We start from the raw sequence: 17,012 nt of genomic DNA on the forward strand, positions 1-17,012 counted from the left end.
CGTGGGGCCGACCCCGATGGGCCGGCCCCACGTCAGCGTGCTCCGTCCCCGCCGCAGGCCCGCGAAGCCGCCTGGTGAAGCCGTTCGGCCGCCTGCCGTAGATAGGCGGTGACCTGCGGGTCGGCATCGAGGGTGTAGTCGCTGTCGAGGGCGGCGAGGAGCTGGGCGATGCCGGGCAGACGGTCACCGGAACAGTCGACGGTGCAGGTGTCCGCGTCGAGAGGCTGGATGCGGTCGGCCAGGGCCCAGGTGCGGCGGCGGACGGTGTCGGCGGGGGCCTGGACGGTGGCGACGGCGCGGTGGCGGGTAGGGGCGCCGGCGATCTTCCCGGCGACGTACGCGGCGGGGTCGTCGCCCGGTACCGGGCGGGGCGCGAAGTGGCTCCGGTTGGGGGTGAGGTGGCGGATGCGGTCGAGGCGGTAGATGCGCCAGTCGTCCCTGCCGGTGTCGTGGGCCAGGAGATACCACAGGCCACCGGAGGCGACGAGGTGGTGGGGTTCCACCCGGCGTGAGGCTGAGGTGCCGTGCCGGGTGGTGTAGTCGAAGGTGACGGATTCATGGTCGCGGCAGGCGGCGGCGAGGGCGGCCAGCAGCTTGGCGTCGATGCGCACCATGCGGGTCTCCCAGCCGATGGTGGCCGTGGTTTGATGCACTGCGGCCACCTGGGTGCGCAGCCTGGCGGGGAGGACCTGTTCGAGTTTGGCGAGGGCGCGCAGGGTGGTCTCTTCCATGCCGGTGAGGTGACCCGCGGCGGTGCGCAGGGCGACGGCGGTGGCGGTGGCCTCGTCGTCGTCGAGGATGAGGGGCGGCATGGCGGTGCCGGAGGCCAGCCGGTAGCCGCCCGCGTGGCCGGTGGTGCCCTCGACGGGGTAGCCCAGCTCGCGCAGGCGGTCGATGTCGCGGCGGACGGTGCGACCGGTGACGCCGAGCCGCTCGGAGAGTTCGGTGCCGGACCACTCGCGGCGTGTCTGTAGCAGGGAGAGCAGCCGGAGCATCCGGGCGGGAAGGTCGGTCGTCATATTGCCCAGAATGCCGCCCTTTAAGGACGTGAGGTGTCCTAAAAGCGTCCTAACGTGAAGACATGTCCGAGAACAAACCCTCCCGAAATCTCACCAACGCGGCGGATCCGCGAAGGTGGGCGGCACTGGTCGTCGTACTCGTCGCCTCCTTCATGGACGCGGTCGACGTCACCGTGGTCCACATCGCTCTGCCCGACATCCAGGCCGAGACCGGCGCGTCCACGGCACAGCTCCAGTGGATCACCGGCGGGTATGCGCTGGCGTTCGCGCTCGGGCTGATCACCGGCGGTCGGCTCGGTGATCTGTTCGGCCGTAAGAGGATCTTCCTGCTGGGTGTCGTCGGCTTCACGCTCACCTCGCTGGTGTGCGGTGTCGCGGGGAACCCGGAGACGCTGCTGGCCGGGCGCGTCGCGCAGGGCGCGATGGCCGCGTTGATGGTGCCGCAGGTGCTGTCGATCATCCACGTCACCTTCCCCGAGCAGGAACGGGGCAAGGTCTTCGGGATCTACGGTTCGGTCATGGCCCTGGGTACGCTCGCCGGGCCTCTGGCCGGTGCGCTGTTGGTCGAGGGCGACCTGTTCGGGCTCGGCTGGCGGCCGGTCTTCCTGGTCAACCTGCCGCTGGGCGTCGCCGGACTGATCGCCGGGGCCCTGCTGATCAGCGAGTCGAAGGCCCAGCGGGCGGCCCGGCTGGACCTGGTGGGCGTGCTGCTGGCCACGGCCGGTCTCCTGGCGCTGGTCCTGCCGCTCACGCAGGGCCGTGAGCTGGGCTGGCCCGCCTGGACGTACGGGTTGATGGCCGCTTCCGTGCCCCTCCTGGCCGCGTTCGTGGCCTGGGAACGGCGCCTGGCGCGGCGCGGCGGATCACCGCTGGTGGTGCTGTCGCTGTTCTCGCGGCGCAGCTTCGCCGGCGGCCAGGGAGTACAGCTGCTGTTCGGTCTGGCCTCGGGCGTGTTCTTCCTGGCCTGGACGCTCTACCTCCAGCTGGGGCTGGGCTTCTCGCCGCTGAGGGCCGGGCTGTCGGGGATGCCGTTGTCGGCGGCGATGATGGCCGGCGCCGGACTGTCGATGCAGGTGCTGGTGCCGCGCTACGGCCGCCGGGTGCTTCAGGCGGGAGGATTGCTGGCCGCCGCGGGCATGGTGTCGTACGTCCACCTGGCCGGCCATTACGGCACCGACATCGCGCTGTGGCAGACGATGATGCCGCTGATCCCTATGGGCCTGGGCATGGGGATGATCATCGCCCCGCTGACCGACGCGATCCTCTCCGAGGTCCCTCACGAGCACGCCGGCTCGGCCTCCGGTCTGACCAACACCACCATGCAGCTCGGCCAGGCGGTCGGCGTGGCCCTGTCCTCGGTCGTCTTCTTCGACCGGCTCGGACCCGGCGATCCCACCACGCAGGCGCGGCAGATGCCGCATGCCTTCGCCGGCTCCCTGTGGTATGTGGCTGCCGCGTTCCTCGCCGCGTCCGCTGTCCTGTTCGCTCTGCCGAGGACTGTCGGCACCAAGCGACCGGCGAGCGACGAGGCCGCTCCGGAGCGAGAGTGGGAGCCGGTGCCGGAGCAGGAGGCCGAGGCGGCCCCCGTCGGCTGACACGCCTTGCCTTGCTTTGCCTCGCCTTGCCCCTGCGAAACACCTGCGAAAGGCATCACCGCCATGAGTTTCATGTCTCCCGGGCAAGTGGTCTGGTTCGAGATCTGCACCACTGACCCGAAGGCCGCCACCGACTTCTACGGCCCGCTGCTCGGCTGGAACTTCGAAGTCGACCTGGACTCCTCGGTCGACGGCCGCACCTACACCCGCATCATCGCCCCGGGCGCCTCCTGGCCGATGGGTGCGATCCAGCAGGGCGACACCGGCGGCGAGAGCCTCAACCTCTCCATCCTCTCCGCCGACGTCCACGCCGATGTCGACAAGCTCACCGCGCTCGGCGCGCAGGTTCTGGTGCCGGCGACGGCGGTCGGCGAGGTGACGGTCTTCGCCCGGCTGGTCGACCCGCGTGGCAACGCCCTGTCCCTGTTCTCCCGCGGCGAGTCGGCGAAGCTCGCCGAGCGGGCCCGGGCGACCGAGGAGCACATGGAGCAGACCGTGGCCGCGCCGCAGCCCGGTGCGATGGCCCGGTTCGAGATCGGCACCACCGACGCGCAGGCCACGAGGGACTTCTACGCGGCGGCGTTCGGCTGGCGGTTCGAGAGGGGCGAGTCGGCTGACGGCACCCCGTACTTCGACGTCTTCACCGGCGCCCAGGGGCCCTCCGGCGGACTGCGGGACTACAGCGAAAGCCCCGAGGGCGTCGACTACGTCATGCCGTGCTTCCTGGTCTCCGACGCCGTGACTATCAGTACGGCCGCGGAACGGGCGGGTGCCCGGGTCGAGTACGGCCCCGCGACCGACCCCGAGGGGCTGGTCTTCTCCCGCGTACTCGACCCGCGCGGCACCCGCTTCGGGCTGTTCTCCCCGCCCGTGCGTACGCGGACGCCGTGATGGAGCGACACCCGGACGCTGCCCCACCCACTGCCACCCTCCCCCCCCACCAAGCCCGCGGCCCGCACCCGAGCAGCCGCGCCACCGAGGAAAGGAAACCTCCACCATGAGCACCTCCCACTCCGCTGATGCCCTCAAGGGCTCGGTGATCTCGTACGCGATCTGGGCCGATGACGGGCGTCGGCTCGCCGAGTTCTACGCCGCCGCGCTGGGCAGCGAGGTAGGCGAGCCCTACCCCGACGAACACGGCAATGAGGTCGCCTTCCCCGTCACCGTCGGCGGCACGATGTACGTCTTCTGGACGTCCAGCTCCTTCACCGCACCCGCCTGGCCCCAGCAGGACCTGCCCTTCCACATGGATCTGGCGTTCCCCGATGTGGTCGCCGCGGAGAAGCGGCTGCTGGAACTCGGGGCGAGCAAGCCCGACTTCCAGCCCGGCGGCGAGCACTGGACCGTTCTGCTGGACCCCTGCGGCCAGCCGCTGTGCATCAGCCAGACCCAGCCCTCCTGACCACAGGAGTCCCTGCTGACCACAGGAGCCCTACCTGACCACCCATGGAAAGGAACCAAACCCTCATGAAGATAGCCCTGTTGGGAACCAACTTCGGCCAGGCGCACGCCGCCGTCTACGCCGCCCGTGACGACGTAGAGGTGGTGATGTTCGGCCGCGACGCGGACAAGACCGCAGGGGTGGCCGGACAGTTCGGGTTCGCCGCCGGCACGGACCTGGACGCGGCCTTCACCGACCCCTCCTTCGACTTGGTCGATGTCTGTCTGCCCATCCCGCTGCACGCACCGATGGTGCTGCGCGCACTGGAGGCCGGCAAGCACGTTCTGACCGAACTGCCCATGGCCGGTTCCCTGGAGGAGGGCCGCAGGATCGTGGCGGCCGCCGAGTCGAGCGACCAGCACGTGTTCGTGGACATGTTCGAACGGTTCATCCCTGCCAACCAGGCCCTCACCGACGCCGTACGCGACGGTACCTACGGCCGACTCCAGGAACTGACCTGCTGGAACGCGGTCGCTCTGCTGTGGCCGGGCGCCTCGCTCGGGCTGCAGCAGCTGCCGATGGAGGCCATGCACAGCGACCTGGACCTGATCACCCGCGCCCTCGGCACACCGGGCCAGGTGCACGTCACCGCGGTGGGGCGCGACGCGGACGCCGGCGCGGTCGAGGCCACCCTCGCCTTCGACGGCGCGATCGCCCGCAGCTCGCTCTCCTCGCTGCGGCCCAAGCCGTGGGGCGCCCGCAGCGGCTACACCGCCGCCTTCACCCACGGCGTCCTCGAGTGGACCTCGGCCATGGGCTACGACGGCAAACCGACCGGCACTCTCACCGCCTACACCGAGGAGGGCGCCCGCGAGGTGAAGCTGGCCGCCGCCAACCAGTACACGGCGATGATCGACCACGTACTGGCTGTGCTGCGCGGTGAGGCCACCAACGAGATCAGCCCGGCGAGCGCCCTGGCCGCGCTGGACCTGACCTGCCGAATCAACGAGCAGGTCAACCCCGCCGCGTGACCGCCCGGCCCTGCTGCCGCGCCACCCTGAGCGCGCGAGCAGCGGGGCGCCGTGACCGGCAACGCGCGCGACCTCTGTCACCCGGTGTGCCACTACACTGCGCCGTGCGTGGCGTCACAGGACACGCGGCAACTGGCCGAAAGTCGAACGGGGAACGGCATGGCTACGGGGGGATGGGGGCCGGGCAACGGCCCGGGTCAGTCTGGCGGCAACGGCCCGGGAGGCCAGGGCGGCTGGGGCGCTCCTCACGGATCACCGCCGGGCGGCCCGTACGGTCCGCCGCCACCGAATCCGGGCCCGTATCCGAACCCGAACCCGAACCCGGCTCCGTACCCCTACGCCCCCCAGCCCACGAGGCCTGCCGCCCGGCGTTCCCGCGGCTGCCTGTCGTACTTCTCGCTCTTCGGGTTCGTCTCCGCGATCCTGCGCTCGGCGCATCGCGTCGCCACCCGGCTTTTCGCGCAGGAGGGTGAGGGCCGAATAGTGGACCGGGCCGTGGACCGCGTCCAGCTGGCGCGCACGGTGCTGGGTGCCGCAGCCACCATCGCCCTGATCCTCGCCTACAACGTGGACCGGAACCGCTTGGAGGACGCGGCGTGGAGCGGCGTCGCCAACCTCATCGTCGCCCCGTTGGTGCTGCTCATCGCCGGACCCCTGGTCATCGTCGGATTCCTCTATTACGCGCCCTCGCACCTGCGGCCGCATCTGCGCTCCCGGCTGCGCGCTCCGCTCAAGGCGGTCGGCTGGTACGTGCTGACGTTGGTCGTCATCAGCGGAATCCTCGCCCTCACGGCGCAGGCCATCGACGTCAACGACGGGAGGAGTTGGTGGGAGTACGTACTGGGCGTCGCCGCGATCATCGTGATCGTGTGGGGTTTCCCCTTCTTCTTCATGGCGTCGCTGTACTCGGCCCGCAGCGCCTTCAACAGCGCCCAGGTCCACCCGCTGCTGCCGCCGGTCCTGACCATGGTGCTGGTGTGGGTGTTCGCGGTCTTCAACCTGATCGGCGGCGGCATGCCGGGGGGCCCGCCCGCCGTCCAGTTCTGCTCCCTGCTGGGCGGACCGCTGTCGGTGACAGCCGTCTCGCTGTGGGAACTGCGACGGATGAGGACCCGTTTCGGCGTCACCCTTCGCGCCTGATCCGGCTGCGCCGGGCCCCGCTGCCAGAGGTAATCGCTGATCACCTTTGATCGGGGGGATGGTGATGTGTCCGTCGCCTACTTCAGCCCGAGAGCAACGATCAAGCCGGCTATCAGCACTGCCGCGAGAGTCGTCTGGAGCAACGTCAGAAGCTGTTGCGTACCGTCCCGTCGCAAGGTGCTGCGCACATGCTCCCACCCCGGCTGGCGACGAGGAGTCATCAGCCGTTCAGATCCATGACTTGGACAGCATGACTTCCACGTCCGGGCTCAAATTCGAGACCCCGTCTTCCTCCAAGGCGCTTCTGCGAAAGCCGCAGAGATACGACGACATCACCTTCTGACGGCCCTTCGTTCCCAGGGGTACTGAGCCTCGCAAGCGAGGGGAGACAGCGGCGACCGCTTCTCGCACCGTGAGCGTCAGCACGAACTCCAGGACTCGAACTCGAAGCCGCTCTGCAAAGTATAGAGATGCAAGATCAAGTACCGGAGTGCCGAGTCGTTGCCCTCGTCGATGGCGGAGACGATCCCTATCCGCTTTCGTCCCACAGCGCCCCTCCCGCCTCCGCTCCGGCATGACCTTACAACCTAGGCCTCCGTCCCCAACGCCAAAATCCCATTGGGTCCCCATACGGCCAACTGCCCCTGAGGGAAGCGGCGTTGGTAGGCGCGGGGGGTGTGGTAGTGGCCTGCGACCAAGATGGTGGCCGCTGCCGGCACGGATTCCGCACGCGGACGCCGTCCTCACCGGGCACCCGAGGCGGGTCCGAGGGCAGGCCGGCCTGTGACAGGTGATCAGCCACCAAGGCCACGCCGAGCGCGGTCTCGGCTTGGGGCTCGGCGGGTCCTGCCTGTCCGTGGACGAAGTCGAGCGGCAGACGCCGGGGGAGCGGCTGCCGGGGGCGCACGTGACGGGCGGTACGAAACGGCGTTTGGGGGGCTCTCGTGCTGAAGTGTGGTGAGAAGCTCATGATCGGGAACGTGAATGTCATGCCGGACGTATCAGCCCCCGTGATCAAACTGGTGCGGCGGACCACCGAACCCGTCGCCGCGCAGACCCTGCGCTCCACGGCCGCGGCCGTCATCTCATTCAGCGCCGCCTTGATGGTCCTGCCCGCGCAACCCGCTCCCCTGACGGCCCCGCTCACCGCGCTCCTGGTCGTCCAGGTCACCCTGTACGCGACCCTCACCACCGGCATTCGACGCGTGAACTCCGTCATCGTCGGCGTCCTCATCGCCATCGGCTTCACCGCCCTGGTAGGGCTGACCTGGTGGAGCCTGGGCCTGACGATCTTCACCTCCCTGATCATTGGCCGTTTCGTACGAGTGAACGAGTTCGTGCCCGAGGTGGCGATCAGCGCGATGCTGGTCCTGGGCGTCTCCCAGGCCACGTCGGCGGCCTGGCACCGGGTCCTGGAGACGCTGATCGGCGCCGGGGTGGGTCTGCTGTTCAACCTGCTGTTCGCGCCCCCTGTATGGACGCAGTCGGCGGGGATGTCCATCGACGGGCTGGCGCGCGGGATGGGCCGGATGTTCCGCACCATGGGCACGGAGATCGCCGGGGGCAACCTCCCCTTCCCGCACGCGGCCGCCAGACTGCACGAGGCGCGGCGGCTGGACCACGACATCGTGGAGGTCGACGCCTCGCTGCGGCAGGCGGAGGAGAGCCTGCGGATGAACCCGCGCGTACGGCAGGGGCTGCTGTCCCGGGTGGTGCTCCGGACGGGGCTGGACACCCTGGAGATCTGCGCGGTGGTGCTGCGAGTGCTGACCCGAAGCCTGACCGACCTGGCGAAGTTCCGTACGGACGAGCCGCTGTTCCCGCCGGATGTGTCGGCCGGCCTTCAACAGCTGTTCGAGCAGGTGGCCGAGGCCATCGAGAGCTTCGCCCGGCTGATCACCACCCAGGTGGCCGCCAACGCGGAGCAGGCCGAGGAGCGGCTGACCGAGGCCCTGGCCGCGAGCCGGACCACCCGCGACCAAGTCGCCGAGATGCTGCTGGAAGACGTGCAGGAGCACCCCAGGCAGTGGCAGCTGCACGGCGCGCTGCTCGCCGAGATCGACCGGATCCTCGACGAGCTGGACCTCGACAAGCGCACCGAGCGCCTCATACAGGAGCTGGACCGCCGCTCGGTGGAGCTCAACGAACGCCATCCGCGGCTCGCGGCGCTGCGCCGCCGACTGCGCGGCGAGAGCGGCACGGAGCGGCAGCCGGCCGTGGAGACGTGAGATCCGGCCCACGGCGAGCGCGACGGCACCCACGCGTCGATCGAGGTCCTGCTCGTTCCGCGTCCGCCAACCGAACGCGGAGATACGGATGGCTCGCCATCAGTCGCGCTCGGCGCCCGCCCCCTTGGCGGGCGCGGTGTCGGCGATGACGGCGACGATGTCCTGGAGGACGGCCTCGCTCTCGGTGACCTCGATGACGGTGACGCCGTGGTCGACGGCCTGGCCGCACAGCCAGGCCTGGATGAGGCGGATGTTGTCGAACTCGCGAAGGTAGCGCTCTCCGACGCGGGATCCGGTTTCACGGCCTCTGCGCAGGAAGTGGTTCCTGTGAGTGTCGGCGTCGGACACCGTCAGCACGACGGGCAGCAGGAGGGTTCGGGGGAATTGACGGGCCCAGTGCGCCAGGTGGCCGGGGACCACGTGGGAGCCCTCGACGATGATCGACGTCCGTTCCTCGACGGCACGGGCGATGACGGCCCGGGCGCCCACGGAGACGGCCTGGACCTGTTCCCGGAAGGAGGTGATCAGGGCCTCGGCCGGTTCTTCGGGGGTGGGGCAGGGCGAGGGTACGACGTGGAAGCTGGAGGTGTGCAGAGCGGGAAGCAGATCCTGTGGAACCGCGGCGCGCAGGACTGCGCGGACGGCGTCGGTGGAGATGACCCGAGTCATGCGCAACCGTACGGCCAGTTGGGTCGCGATCGTGGACTTGCCCACACCGGTGACGCCGCCCAGCAGGACGATCAGCGGTGCCTGGAGGTTGTCGACGCGCTGCCATCGCCGGTAGCGACGCGCGTGCTGTTCGTCGATCTCGCCCAGGACCGCGCATGCCAGATCGCGCAATGTGCGGGTCGTAACGAGGGGGAGTGCTTGGGCGGTCAGCCGCTCGTGCACGCGTCGGGCGGCGGCGAACGCCTCGCCGGGGAGTACTCCGGCGGTCATGAACGAGGAGGCGAGCAGCCCCTCGGAGAAGGGCAGACGTTGAGAGCCGGTGTGGATCTCGATGCCCGGCGTGGTGGCGTTCATCCGTGTTCTTCTCCCGCGGTCGCGTGTCGTCGGCGGGCCAGGTGGGCCACGGACAGCAGGTGGGGGTCGAGGGTGTCGCCGTCGAGGGTGAGGGGACGGTTGTCGACGTAGACCGTCTCGATGCCGTGTTCGGCGCCGAAGCGGGTGACGACGTCCACGCCGGCCGCCTTCAGTTCGACGGCCAGGACGTCGGCCTCGGGTGCGCGTTCCCCGAGATCGTGGGCCAGTTGTCGGCGGTCGCCCAGGGCGTGGCTGATGCCCACGACGTGCGCGCCGTGAACGTGTTCGAGGTGCGCGGCGAGCGTGGAACCCGCTTGCCGTGGCGCCGTGGTGGCCAGCCACAACTGCTTGCCGGCCACATCGGCCATGGGGTACGGGCGCAGGACGGCACGGATGGTGTTGGGGCGCGAGACGTAGTGTTCGGCGATGCCCGCCTCGATCGCTTCCGCGCGTCTGCGGCCCTCGTCGCCCTCGCACATGGTCAAGACCACCAGGTCGGCCAGCAGCAGGCGGTAGAGACCGAAGTAGCCGTAGAGGTCGACCGGGTCGATGTGCACGTCCACCACCAGGATCGTCGCGTCGGCGGCGGCCGGAGGGATGGACGCCCCGCTGGACTCCAGCACCAGCACTTCCGGATCGAGACCGACGGCCTTTTCGAGGGCACGGTCGTAGTCGGTGTGGAACGGGGCGCCGGCTAGGCCGCCTCCGGCCCGCCAGGTCCCCACGGTGGGCACGCCCGTCGTCAGGGCGTCCTCGATGTGGTCGCTTGCGGCGTGCCGGCCCCGGTCGGCCCACTCGAGCAGGGTCTCGGGCGTCAAACCGGCGTCGGCCGCCACGGCTTGGGGTTCGGCGGGACCGCCTCGGCCCATCGCCACGATCACCGGGGCCAACCCCGCGTGTCGATAGGCGCGGGCGGCGGCGCCGGATACCGCGGTCTTGCCGGTGCGCTTGCCCATCCCGATCACCGCCACCGAGGCGGCGCCGCACACCGGGGGCCGGTGCGGTGGGGTGAACACGAAATCGGGGCCGACATACGAGGCCTCGCGCCACACCGCGATCGAAGCCATGCGAAAGCGGCGGGTGTTGTGCAGGACCGGCTCGTCCGACAGGTCCAGTACCCGCGTGGCGCCCGTCTCGACGATGGCCGCGGCCAGCGCGCGTTCCGGGTCCTGCGCCGTGCGGACCGGCACCCCCAGGTCCAGGGCGCGGGTGCCCAGTTTCTCCCCGCCGCCCACCAGCAGTGCCAGGACGACGTGTTCCCCGGCCTCGCGCATGCGCGCGATCGCCCGCGCGGTCACCGGCGGATAGTGCTCACCGTCGACCAGGACGATGGATGTGGGAACAGTCGACACGAGGCTCCTCGATCGAGATCGACCAACGGTCCGGCGGGATCGGATACGAACGCCCAGGGCCCTGCGGCCCGTTCCCGGACATCGCCGGGCGACTCGTTCCCAGCGACGAAGCCGCGCACACAGCCAAGACGAACGACTGACCGACACCGCGGATGCCACCAGTAGACGCATGGGCTGGCCGACTGTCCGGCATTCATACTTTCGAGGTCGTTTCCCGGACCGCCGAGTCGGAGGTGAGACCTGCGCCCGACCCGGACATGGGCCCGGAACACCCAGCGTCTAGGGTGAGCTTGTGCCGCATTTCGAGGTGGTGACAGCCGTCGCCGCGCCCCCGGACCGGGTGTTCGCGGTATGTCTGGACGTGGAGGCGCATACCCGCTCCATGGGCGAGTCGTCGGAGCGCGCGGTCGGCGGCAAGACTCGGGGAGAGCTGGCCCTCGGTGACACGGTGACCTTCCAAGCTCGCCATCTCGGCCTGACCTGGCGGCTCAAGGCCCGCATCACCGGCTACGACCGGCCCCGATGCTTCGTGGACGAGCAGGAGTCCGGACCCTTCAAGCGATGGCGTCACGCCCACCACTTCGAGCCGGACGGTGCCGGGGGCACCATCATGAGAGACGTCGTCGACTTCGCCTCACCGCTGGGGCGCGTCGGACGCATCGTCGACCGACTCCTCCTGAGCCGGTACATGCCCCGCCTCATCAGAATGTGCAACGCCTACCTGGCCAGCACTTTCGACTGAGCGGCCGGGCCCGGCACCCCTGCTCCACTACAAACGGCCCCGCGGCGCTGAGCAACTGGCCGCGAGCGTGGTTCTCTTGCCCGAATCAGCGGAACGCACGGCCTGCCAGGGCCGGGGTCTGCCGGTCGGCAGCGAGGCGGAGGTGGTCGAGGGGCGGGTCACCTGGCCGTGAACCGCCACCCGACCACAGCAGGGCCCTGTCTTGCCGCGGTTACGACACCTTCGCCCCTACGACGTCTTCACCGCTAAGGCGTCACGGTGCGATCGCCCAGCGCTGACGCGCGTCGGTGCCGCACTCGTCGACCGTCACGTCCTCCGTCTCCCTCAGTGTCGATCCCCTTGATCCGCGCGATGTTGTCACCGGGGCCGGCGTACTGGATGTCCCGGCGCGAGATGTCCCCGTGGCTGTAGGTGGTCAGCTCGGCCCCGTCGCTCTTTACCCCGTCACGGGCGGAGAGGTAGAGGCCGTTCGACGCGCGCAGCCGGGTTCTGCTCTCTCCGGGCTCCCAGGTCTTCTCCTCCACGGCGCGGAAGTTGTCCCACCACCGCTGGGCCTGGCTGCCGTCGCACGGCAGCAACAGGACCTGCAGCGGCAGCCATGGGTTGAGACCGGGGCATCCCCGGGGCCTCGCCGCCCGGCCCGCGCGGGCGCCGCGGGCGGCAGAGGCGCCGGGCGGGCTGTCCCCGTAATTGAAGCGGTACCAGTGCCCCTCGACGGTGCCCATGCGGAACCGCTACCGGTCGCTGCCGCTGATCACACAGCCGTCGTTCGTCACGCTCATGACCCACCCGGTCCGGGCGTGGGTCGCGCGGTCGGGCGCGGCCGTCACGGGAGTGGGGTGGGGTGCGAACTGCACCGTATAGTGGTCGGCGCCGCGCCCTGAGGGGACGGCCGCGGTGTACCGGGGCATGCCGTGGGTGATCGCGTAGTCCAGCTCGCCGCCGTTCTGGTGCGTGGCCCTGTTCGGCCGTACCAGCTGTTCGTCGGCACCCAGATGGAGATTCTGGTTCCGGGCCTGCTCGTCACTGCGGTTGCGGATGTCGAGGTTGAAGTTGCCGAGCATGACCCACCGCTCGCCGGGCCGGGTCGCGTCGCGGATGCCCCGGAGCAGGCCGCCGACGTCCGCGGCCGCGCGCGTGCATGTTGTAGTAGACGGTGTTGCCGATCCGCACGCCCAGGGCCCGGCGAAGGCGGTACGCGTTGTTGGTCTCGCTCGGGTTGTACATCGGGTTCTCGATGACGCGGACCTCGGCGGCCTCTTCGGCGGTGACGATCGCGAGGTTGACCCGGCCGCCTATCCACGCGTCCCGCCCCGTCGTGCGGCTGTGCTGCGGGTCGGTCTGCAGGTAGTACACGTGGCGCGGCGGCCGGCCACCGTCACCGGTCGAACGACCGTACTGCCAACGCGAGTGGTTGACCGAGCGCGGCAGGCCGGGGGCCGCGTCGCGTCCATGGAGATGGGGATCGACTCGGGCTCCGTACCGTGCGCGTCGGTCGGCGGGCCGCTGCCGACCTCCTGGAGGGCAAGGACCTCGTGCTGCTCCGTCAACGGGCCGGCTTCACCGGTCCAGCGCTGGCCGCGATTGGAACCCTCCATGTTGTACGTGGCGAACGACGGGGCCCGCTCGGCGGCCTGCCGCGCCGTCCCCGCAGGCTTTCCGTCCGCCCGCGCCGCTTGACCACCCGGCCCGGGCACGACGCCTTCGAGCAGGCCGACGGTGAGCAGCGTGGTCAGGACCGCTCCCCACCATGAGCCACGCGGGCCGGATCGGGACGTGGTGCTCGTTCGTGGCACCGGTGATAACCGCATGATGCGTTTCTCCGTTCAGGGATCGGAAAACGCCCAGAGTCTTGAGGGTGCTCCGTCCCGTACGCCAGGAAGATCGGGCGATCGCGGACGCTGGAACGCCGGACCAGTTTCGTGGTGGGCGCCGGTTTCGGTACGCATGCGAAAGCATCATGCTGGGCGGCTCGATCCCGACGGCTGGAGCCTCCGCCGTCGGCGGCCAGGCTGTGTGGTTCTCCGGATCGCGGGGCAGCAGGGCAAGTAGCTTCTGAAGCCGTCAACTCTGCCGTCGGGTAGCCAGCACCTGAGGGCCGGGCCGTGAACTTCATCAAGTGGAGGCGCTATCGACATGCAGGACGATTACTTCAGGAGAAAACAGGCGACTTCCCGGCTCTTTATGATCGCCACGTTCCTCCTTGCCTGTGGAGCGGGTATTGGCCTGGCCCTGGCCGTCGCCGGAAAGCCGGCAGGTCTTTGGCTGGTAGCGCTCTGCGCAGCTATATGGGGGGTCAGTTATCTGGCTCGGCGCAGAGTGACTGGCGACGAACTGTGAGATCCGTCCGGTAATGATGGAGGGTCCGGACCAGAACATATGGCGGAGTCCAACTCCCCTCCGGGCTGCCCGCGTCTGACCCTGAGTTCAAGCGATCGGCCGGTGAACGCTAGCGGCTGCCCGTGACAACCCCTGCGCTAGTTTTCGCAAAGCAAGAGGTAGCTGTCAACAACCCCACGAGAGGTTCGCCAGCCGGGCGAAACGTTGCCAGAGGGTCCGGTTTGCTCCGCTATGCACGGCGCATCACACGTAAGCATGAGCGCCAATAGGCACTCTGTGCGCCCTCCCAGTTCCCCCGGGTGACGGAAACCATGAGCACACCGCACATGAACCAGTGATCCGCGGTCCCCTGCCCCTCGGCCGGGCGGACTTGCGGCGGAAGGAGTTCACGGTGTTGCTTCTCATCTCTCCGGACGGTGTCGAGGAGGCCCTCGACTGTGCGAAGGCGGCCGAGCATCTCGACATAGTCGACGTCAAGAAGCCTGACGAGGGCTCTCTCGGCGCGAACTTCCCCTGGGTCATCCGGGAGATCCGCGAAGCGATACCGGCGGACAAACCGGTCTCCGCCACCGTGGGCGACGTTCCGTACAAGCCGGGCACGGTGGCACAGGCCGCGCTCGGCGCGGTCGTCTCCGGCGCCACGTACATCAAGGTCGGTCTCTACGGATGCACGACGCCCGAGCAGGGCATCGATGTCATGCGCGCGGTCGTCCGGGCCGTGAAGGACCACCGCCCGGACGCGCTCGTCGTCGCCTCCGGCTACGCCGACGCCCACCGGGTCGGCTGCGTCAACCCGCTCGCCCTACCCGACATCGCGGCCCGCGCCGGTGCCGACGCGGCCATGCTCGACACCGCGATCAAGGACGGGACGCGGCTCTTCGATCACGTGCCGCCGGACGCATGCGCCGAGTTCGTCCGGCTGGCCCACGCCGCTGGCCTGCTCGCCGCCCTCGCGGGCAGCATCAAGCAGGCCGATCTCGGCCCGCTGACCGGCATCGGCACGGACATCGTCGGGGTGCGCGGAGCGGTCTGCGAGGGCGGCGACCGCAACACTGGCAGGATCCGTCCGCATTTGGTGGCAGGCTTCCGGGCGGAGATGGAACGGCACGCCCAAGAGCACGCGGCCGGCGTCAGCGCCGTGAGTTGACCACCGGCATGCCGAGCTGCGAGCGCCACCGTGTGGCCGGACGCGGGGCCGGGCGTTTTCCCGTCACTGACCGGTCCCGCCAGGCCTGGCACAGCTGGCGTGCCGACGCCGCTGCCCGCATCACGGCTCTGCGCGCGGTGGCCGACCCCGTGGGGGCCGGCCGACGACGACCTCGCCCGACTGCTCACACGGGACAGGGCAAGCCCCTGGCCGAGTCGCCTGCGGAAACCGCCTGTCCGGCGGCTCGCCTGCGCTACGTTGCCGATCTGGCCCCCAGGACCCGGCGAATCACCGAGGGCCGGCCCGTGCACAGCAAGGTCCGCTGGCGACCCCGCGGATCCGGCGCCGCGATCGTGCCATGGAACTTCTCTCTCCAGCTCGCGGCGGCGAAGTTCGCACCCGGGCCCACCGGCCGCGAACCGCACGGCGCCCGCCTCGCCTCCCGCCCCGGCCCGGTCAACAACGCCCCCCAACTGGCCCGGGTCCAGCGGCTTACTCAGCGGGCGCTGGCGGCCGGCGCCCGCGCTGCGTACCGCGGCCACCGACTGGACGGACCGGGGTACTTCTTCGCTCCTGCGATGTTCACCGACATCCCGCCCGACATCCCGCCCGACAGCCCGGTGGTGACCCAGGAGCAGTTCGGCACCGACCCCCACCGGACCGAGGCGGTAGCCGACCGGCTCGAACGCGGTACGGCCTGTATAAATCACCACGCCGAACTGTCCCTCGGCCCGCCCTTCGCAGGCGTCAAGGACAGCGGCGTCGGCGTGGCGGGCGGACCGTGGGCGCTGTGCGGCAACCTGCGGCCGTTCGCCGTCCACCACCCGCCGGGGGCGTGGCGATGAGGTTCCAGGCGGCCGTACTGCGCTCGTACGAGGGCCCGTTCACGGTCGAGGAGGTGGACCTGCAGACCGAGCCCGCCGTCGGCGAGATCCTGGTGGAGATCGCGGGCTCCGGGATGTGCCGGACCGATCTCGCGGTCCGGCGATCCGCCGGCCGCAGCCCCCTGCCGGCCGTCCTCGGCCACGAGGGCTCCGGAGTCGTGGTGAGGACCGGTAGCGGCCCTGACCTCGCGGTCAATGTGGGCGACCACGTCGTGCTGAGCTTCGACTCCTGCGGGCACTGCCGGAACTGCCGCAGCGGTGCTCCGGCCTACTGCGACTCCTTCGCCTCCCTCAACCTCTTCGGAGGACGCGAAGAGAAGCCGCCGCGGCTCACCGACCCGACCGGCAAAGCACTCGCGCCCCGTTGGTTCGGCCAGTCCTCGTTCGCCGCGTACGCGCTCGTCCCGGCCCGCAACGCCGTCCGGGTCGACCCCGCACTGCCGCTCGAACTGCTCGGGCCCCTCGGCTGTGGCTTCCTCACGGGTGCCGGAGCCGTGCTGAACTCCTTCGGCGCGGGCCCCGGCGACCACCTGACGGTCTTCGGCGCCGGAGCCGTGGGCCTGGCCGCGGTGATGGCGGCCACCGCCGCCGGCGTCTCGGCCGTCGCCGTCGACCGACATCCTGAGCGGCTCGCCCTCGCCGAACGGCTCGGCGCGACCCCGCTCCACGCCGAGGCACCCGACCTGCCCGGGCGGATCCGGCGCCTGACCGACGGCGGCGCCCAGTACGCCCTGGACACCACGGCCGCGCCGCCCCTCATCAACGCGGCGCTCCAAGCCCTCCGCCCCACCGGCAGCCTCGGCCTGGTGGCGCGCCTGCACACTCCGCTGTCCCTCGAACCGGGCGCACTCGACCAGGGCCGCGGCATCCGTCACATCTGCGAGGGGGACGCCGTACCCGCAGTGCTGATACCCCGGTTGATCCGACTGTGGCAGGCCGGCCTCTTCCCCTTCGACCAGCTGCTCCGCACCTACCCGCTGGCCGACATCAACGAGGCCGAACGCGACTGTGACGCGGGCCGGGTGGTCAAACCCGTCCTGCTCCCGGAGAGGGCGAGCCGATGAGCGAGGCGCACGGCACCGGGGACTCGCCCCATCCGACGAGTGCGCATCTCGCGTCCCCCACCCCCA

At 70.2% G+C, this 17,012-nt stretch carries 16 protein-coding genes; 10 read left to right on the plus strand and 6 right to left on the minus strand.

All coding sequences use genetic code 11. From position 1 onward, the window contains the following. Positions 1-32: 32 nt before the first annotated feature. Positions 33-1,019, minus strand: a complete 987-nt coding sequence (locus IG54_RS0121080) for a helix-turn-helix transcriptional regulator (RefSeq protein WP_030786515.1) — start codon at positions 1,017-1,019, stop codon at positions 33-35. 62 nt (positions 1,020-1,081) lie between these two features. Here IG54_RS0121080 and IG54_RS0121085 point away from each other — a divergent pair, with 62 nt between their 5' ends. The 6 genes from IG54_RS0121085 to IG54_RS0121115 all read left to right on the plus strand — a co-directional run bounded on the left by IG54_RS0121085 (position 1,082) and on the right by IG54_RS0121115 (position 8,394). Beyond that, on the plus strand, positions 1,082-2,614 hold the full coding sequence (locus IG54_RS0121085; protein WP_051819749.1) for an MFS transporter: 1,533 nt from the start codon (positions 1,082-1,084) through the stop codon (positions 2,612-2,614). A 63-nt stretch (positions 2,615-2,677) separates the two neighbouring features. Then, the gene (locus tag IG54_RS0121090; RefSeq protein ID WP_030786521.1) at positions 2,678-3,505 is read left to right on the plus strand and encodes a VOC family protein; all 828 of its coding nucleotides are present in this window, start codon (positions 2,678-2,680) and stop codon (positions 3,503-3,505) included. A 106-nt stretch (positions 3,506-3,611) separates the two neighbouring features. Then, complete coding sequence (locus IG54_RS0121095) at positions 3,612-4,016, plus strand: VOC family protein (protein WP_030786524.1); 405 nt, start codon at positions 3,612-3,614, stop codon at positions 4,014-4,016. 65 nt (positions 4,017-4,081) lie between these two features. Next, positions 4,082-5,026 carry a Gfo/Idh/MocA family protein gene (locus IG54_RS0121100; RefSeq protein WP_030786526.1) on the plus strand — a complete coding sequence of 315 codons (945 nt, stop codon included), beginning with the start codon at positions 4,082-4,084 and terminating at the stop codon, positions 5,024-5,026. Between the two features lie 483 nt (positions 5,027-5,509). Then, complete coding sequence (locus IG54_RS0121105; protein WP_234336283.1) at positions 5,510-6,166, plus strand: hypothetical protein; 657 nt, start codon at positions 5,510-5,512, stop codon at positions 6,164-6,166. A gap of 989 nt (positions 6,167-7,155) precedes the next feature. Beyond that, the gene (locus IG54_RS0121115) at positions 7,156-8,394 is read left to right on the plus strand and encodes an FUSC family protein (protein WP_037897520.1); all 1,239 of its coding nucleotides are present in this window, start codon (positions 7,156-7,158) and stop codon (positions 8,392-8,394) included. Positions 8,395-8,493: 99 nt separating this feature from the next. On the opposite strand, the gene IG54_RS0121120 is transcribed toward IG54_RS0121115, so the two are convergent. Continuing rightward, a complete protein-coding gene (locus IG54_RS0121120) occupies positions 8,494-9,417 on the minus strand; it encodes an AAA family ATPase (RefSeq protein ID WP_051819751.1) in 924 nt (307 codons plus the stop codon). Continuing rightward, positions 9,414-10,769, minus strand: a complete 1,356-nt coding sequence (locus IG54_RS0121125) for a hypothetical protein (RefSeq protein WP_051819753.1) — start codon at positions 10,767-10,769, stop codon at positions 9,414-9,416. Before IG54_RS0121125 ends, IG54_RS0121120 begins: the two co-directional genes overlap by 4 nt. Before the next feature lie 292 nt (positions 10,770-11,061). Here IG54_RS0121125 and IG54_RS0121130 point away from each other — a divergent pair, with 292 nt between their 5' ends. Continuing rightward, positions 11,062-11,511: an SRPBCC family protein gene (locus IG54_RS0121130; RefSeq protein ID WP_030786554.1), complete on the plus strand. Its 450-nt coding sequence runs from the start codon at positions 11,062-11,064 to the stop codon at positions 11,509-11,511. A gap of 245 nt (positions 11,512-11,756) precedes the next feature. On the opposite strand, the gene IG54_RS0121135 is transcribed toward IG54_RS0121130, so the two are convergent. Genes IG54_RS0121135 through IG54_RS42080 form a run of 3 tightly spaced genes read right to left on the minus strand, consistent with a single transcriptional unit; the run spans position 11,757 to position 12,867 of the window. Further along, positions 11,757-12,236: a hypothetical protein gene (locus tag IG54_RS0121135; protein WP_030786557.1), complete on the minus strand. Its 480-nt coding sequence runs from the start codon at positions 12,234-12,236 to the stop codon at positions 11,757-11,759. A gap of 9 nt (positions 12,237-12,245) precedes the next feature. Beyond that, the gene (locus IG54_RS0121140) at positions 12,246-12,575 is read right to left on the minus strand and encodes a hypothetical protein (protein ID WP_030786560.1); all 330 of its coding nucleotides are present in this window, start codon (positions 12,573-12,575) and stop codon (positions 12,246-12,248) included. Continuing rightward, positions 12,535-12,867, minus strand: a complete 333-nt coding sequence (locus IG54_RS42080; RefSeq protein WP_158708896.1) for a hypothetical protein — start codon at positions 12,865-12,867, stop codon at positions 12,535-12,537. The genes IG54_RS0121140 and IG54_RS42080 overlap by 41 nt, the downstream gene beginning before the upstream one ends. 1,375 nt (positions 12,868-14,242) lie before the next feature. Here IG54_RS42080 and IG54_RS0121150 point away from each other — a divergent pair. Genes IG54_RS0121150 through IG54_RS0121160 form a run of 3 tightly spaced genes read left to right on the plus strand, consistent with a single transcriptional unit; the run spans position 14,243 to position 16,946 of the window. Continuing rightward, on the plus strand, positions 14,243-14,998 hold the full coding sequence (locus tag IG54_RS0121150) for a (5-formylfuran-3-yl)methyl phosphate synthase (RefSeq protein ID WP_030786566.1): 756 nt from the start codon (positions 14,243-14,245) through the stop codon (positions 14,996-14,998). A gap of 8 nt (positions 14,999-15,006) precedes the next feature. Then, positions 15,007-15,843 (plus strand): aldehyde dehydrogenase family protein, encoded by an 837-nt coding sequence (locus tag IG54_RS39680; protein WP_063756246.1) that lies wholly within the window; start codon positions 15,007-15,009, stop codon positions 15,841-15,843. Next, a complete protein-coding gene (locus IG54_RS0121160) occupies positions 15,840-16,946 on the plus strand; it encodes an NAD(P)-dependent alcohol dehydrogenase (RefSeq protein WP_030786572.1) in 1,107 nt (368 codons plus the stop codon). The genes IG54_RS39680 and IG54_RS0121160 overlap by 4 nt, the downstream gene beginning before the upstream one ends. Positions 16,947-17,012 lie beyond the last annotated feature (66 nt).

The sequence above is a fragment of the Streptomyces sp. NRRL S-920 genome, from assembly GCF_000717945.1.
In the GTDB taxonomy this organism is placed as follows: domain Bacteria; phylum Actinomycetota; class Actinomycetes; order Streptomycetales; family Streptomycetaceae; genus Streptomyces; species Streptomyces alboniger.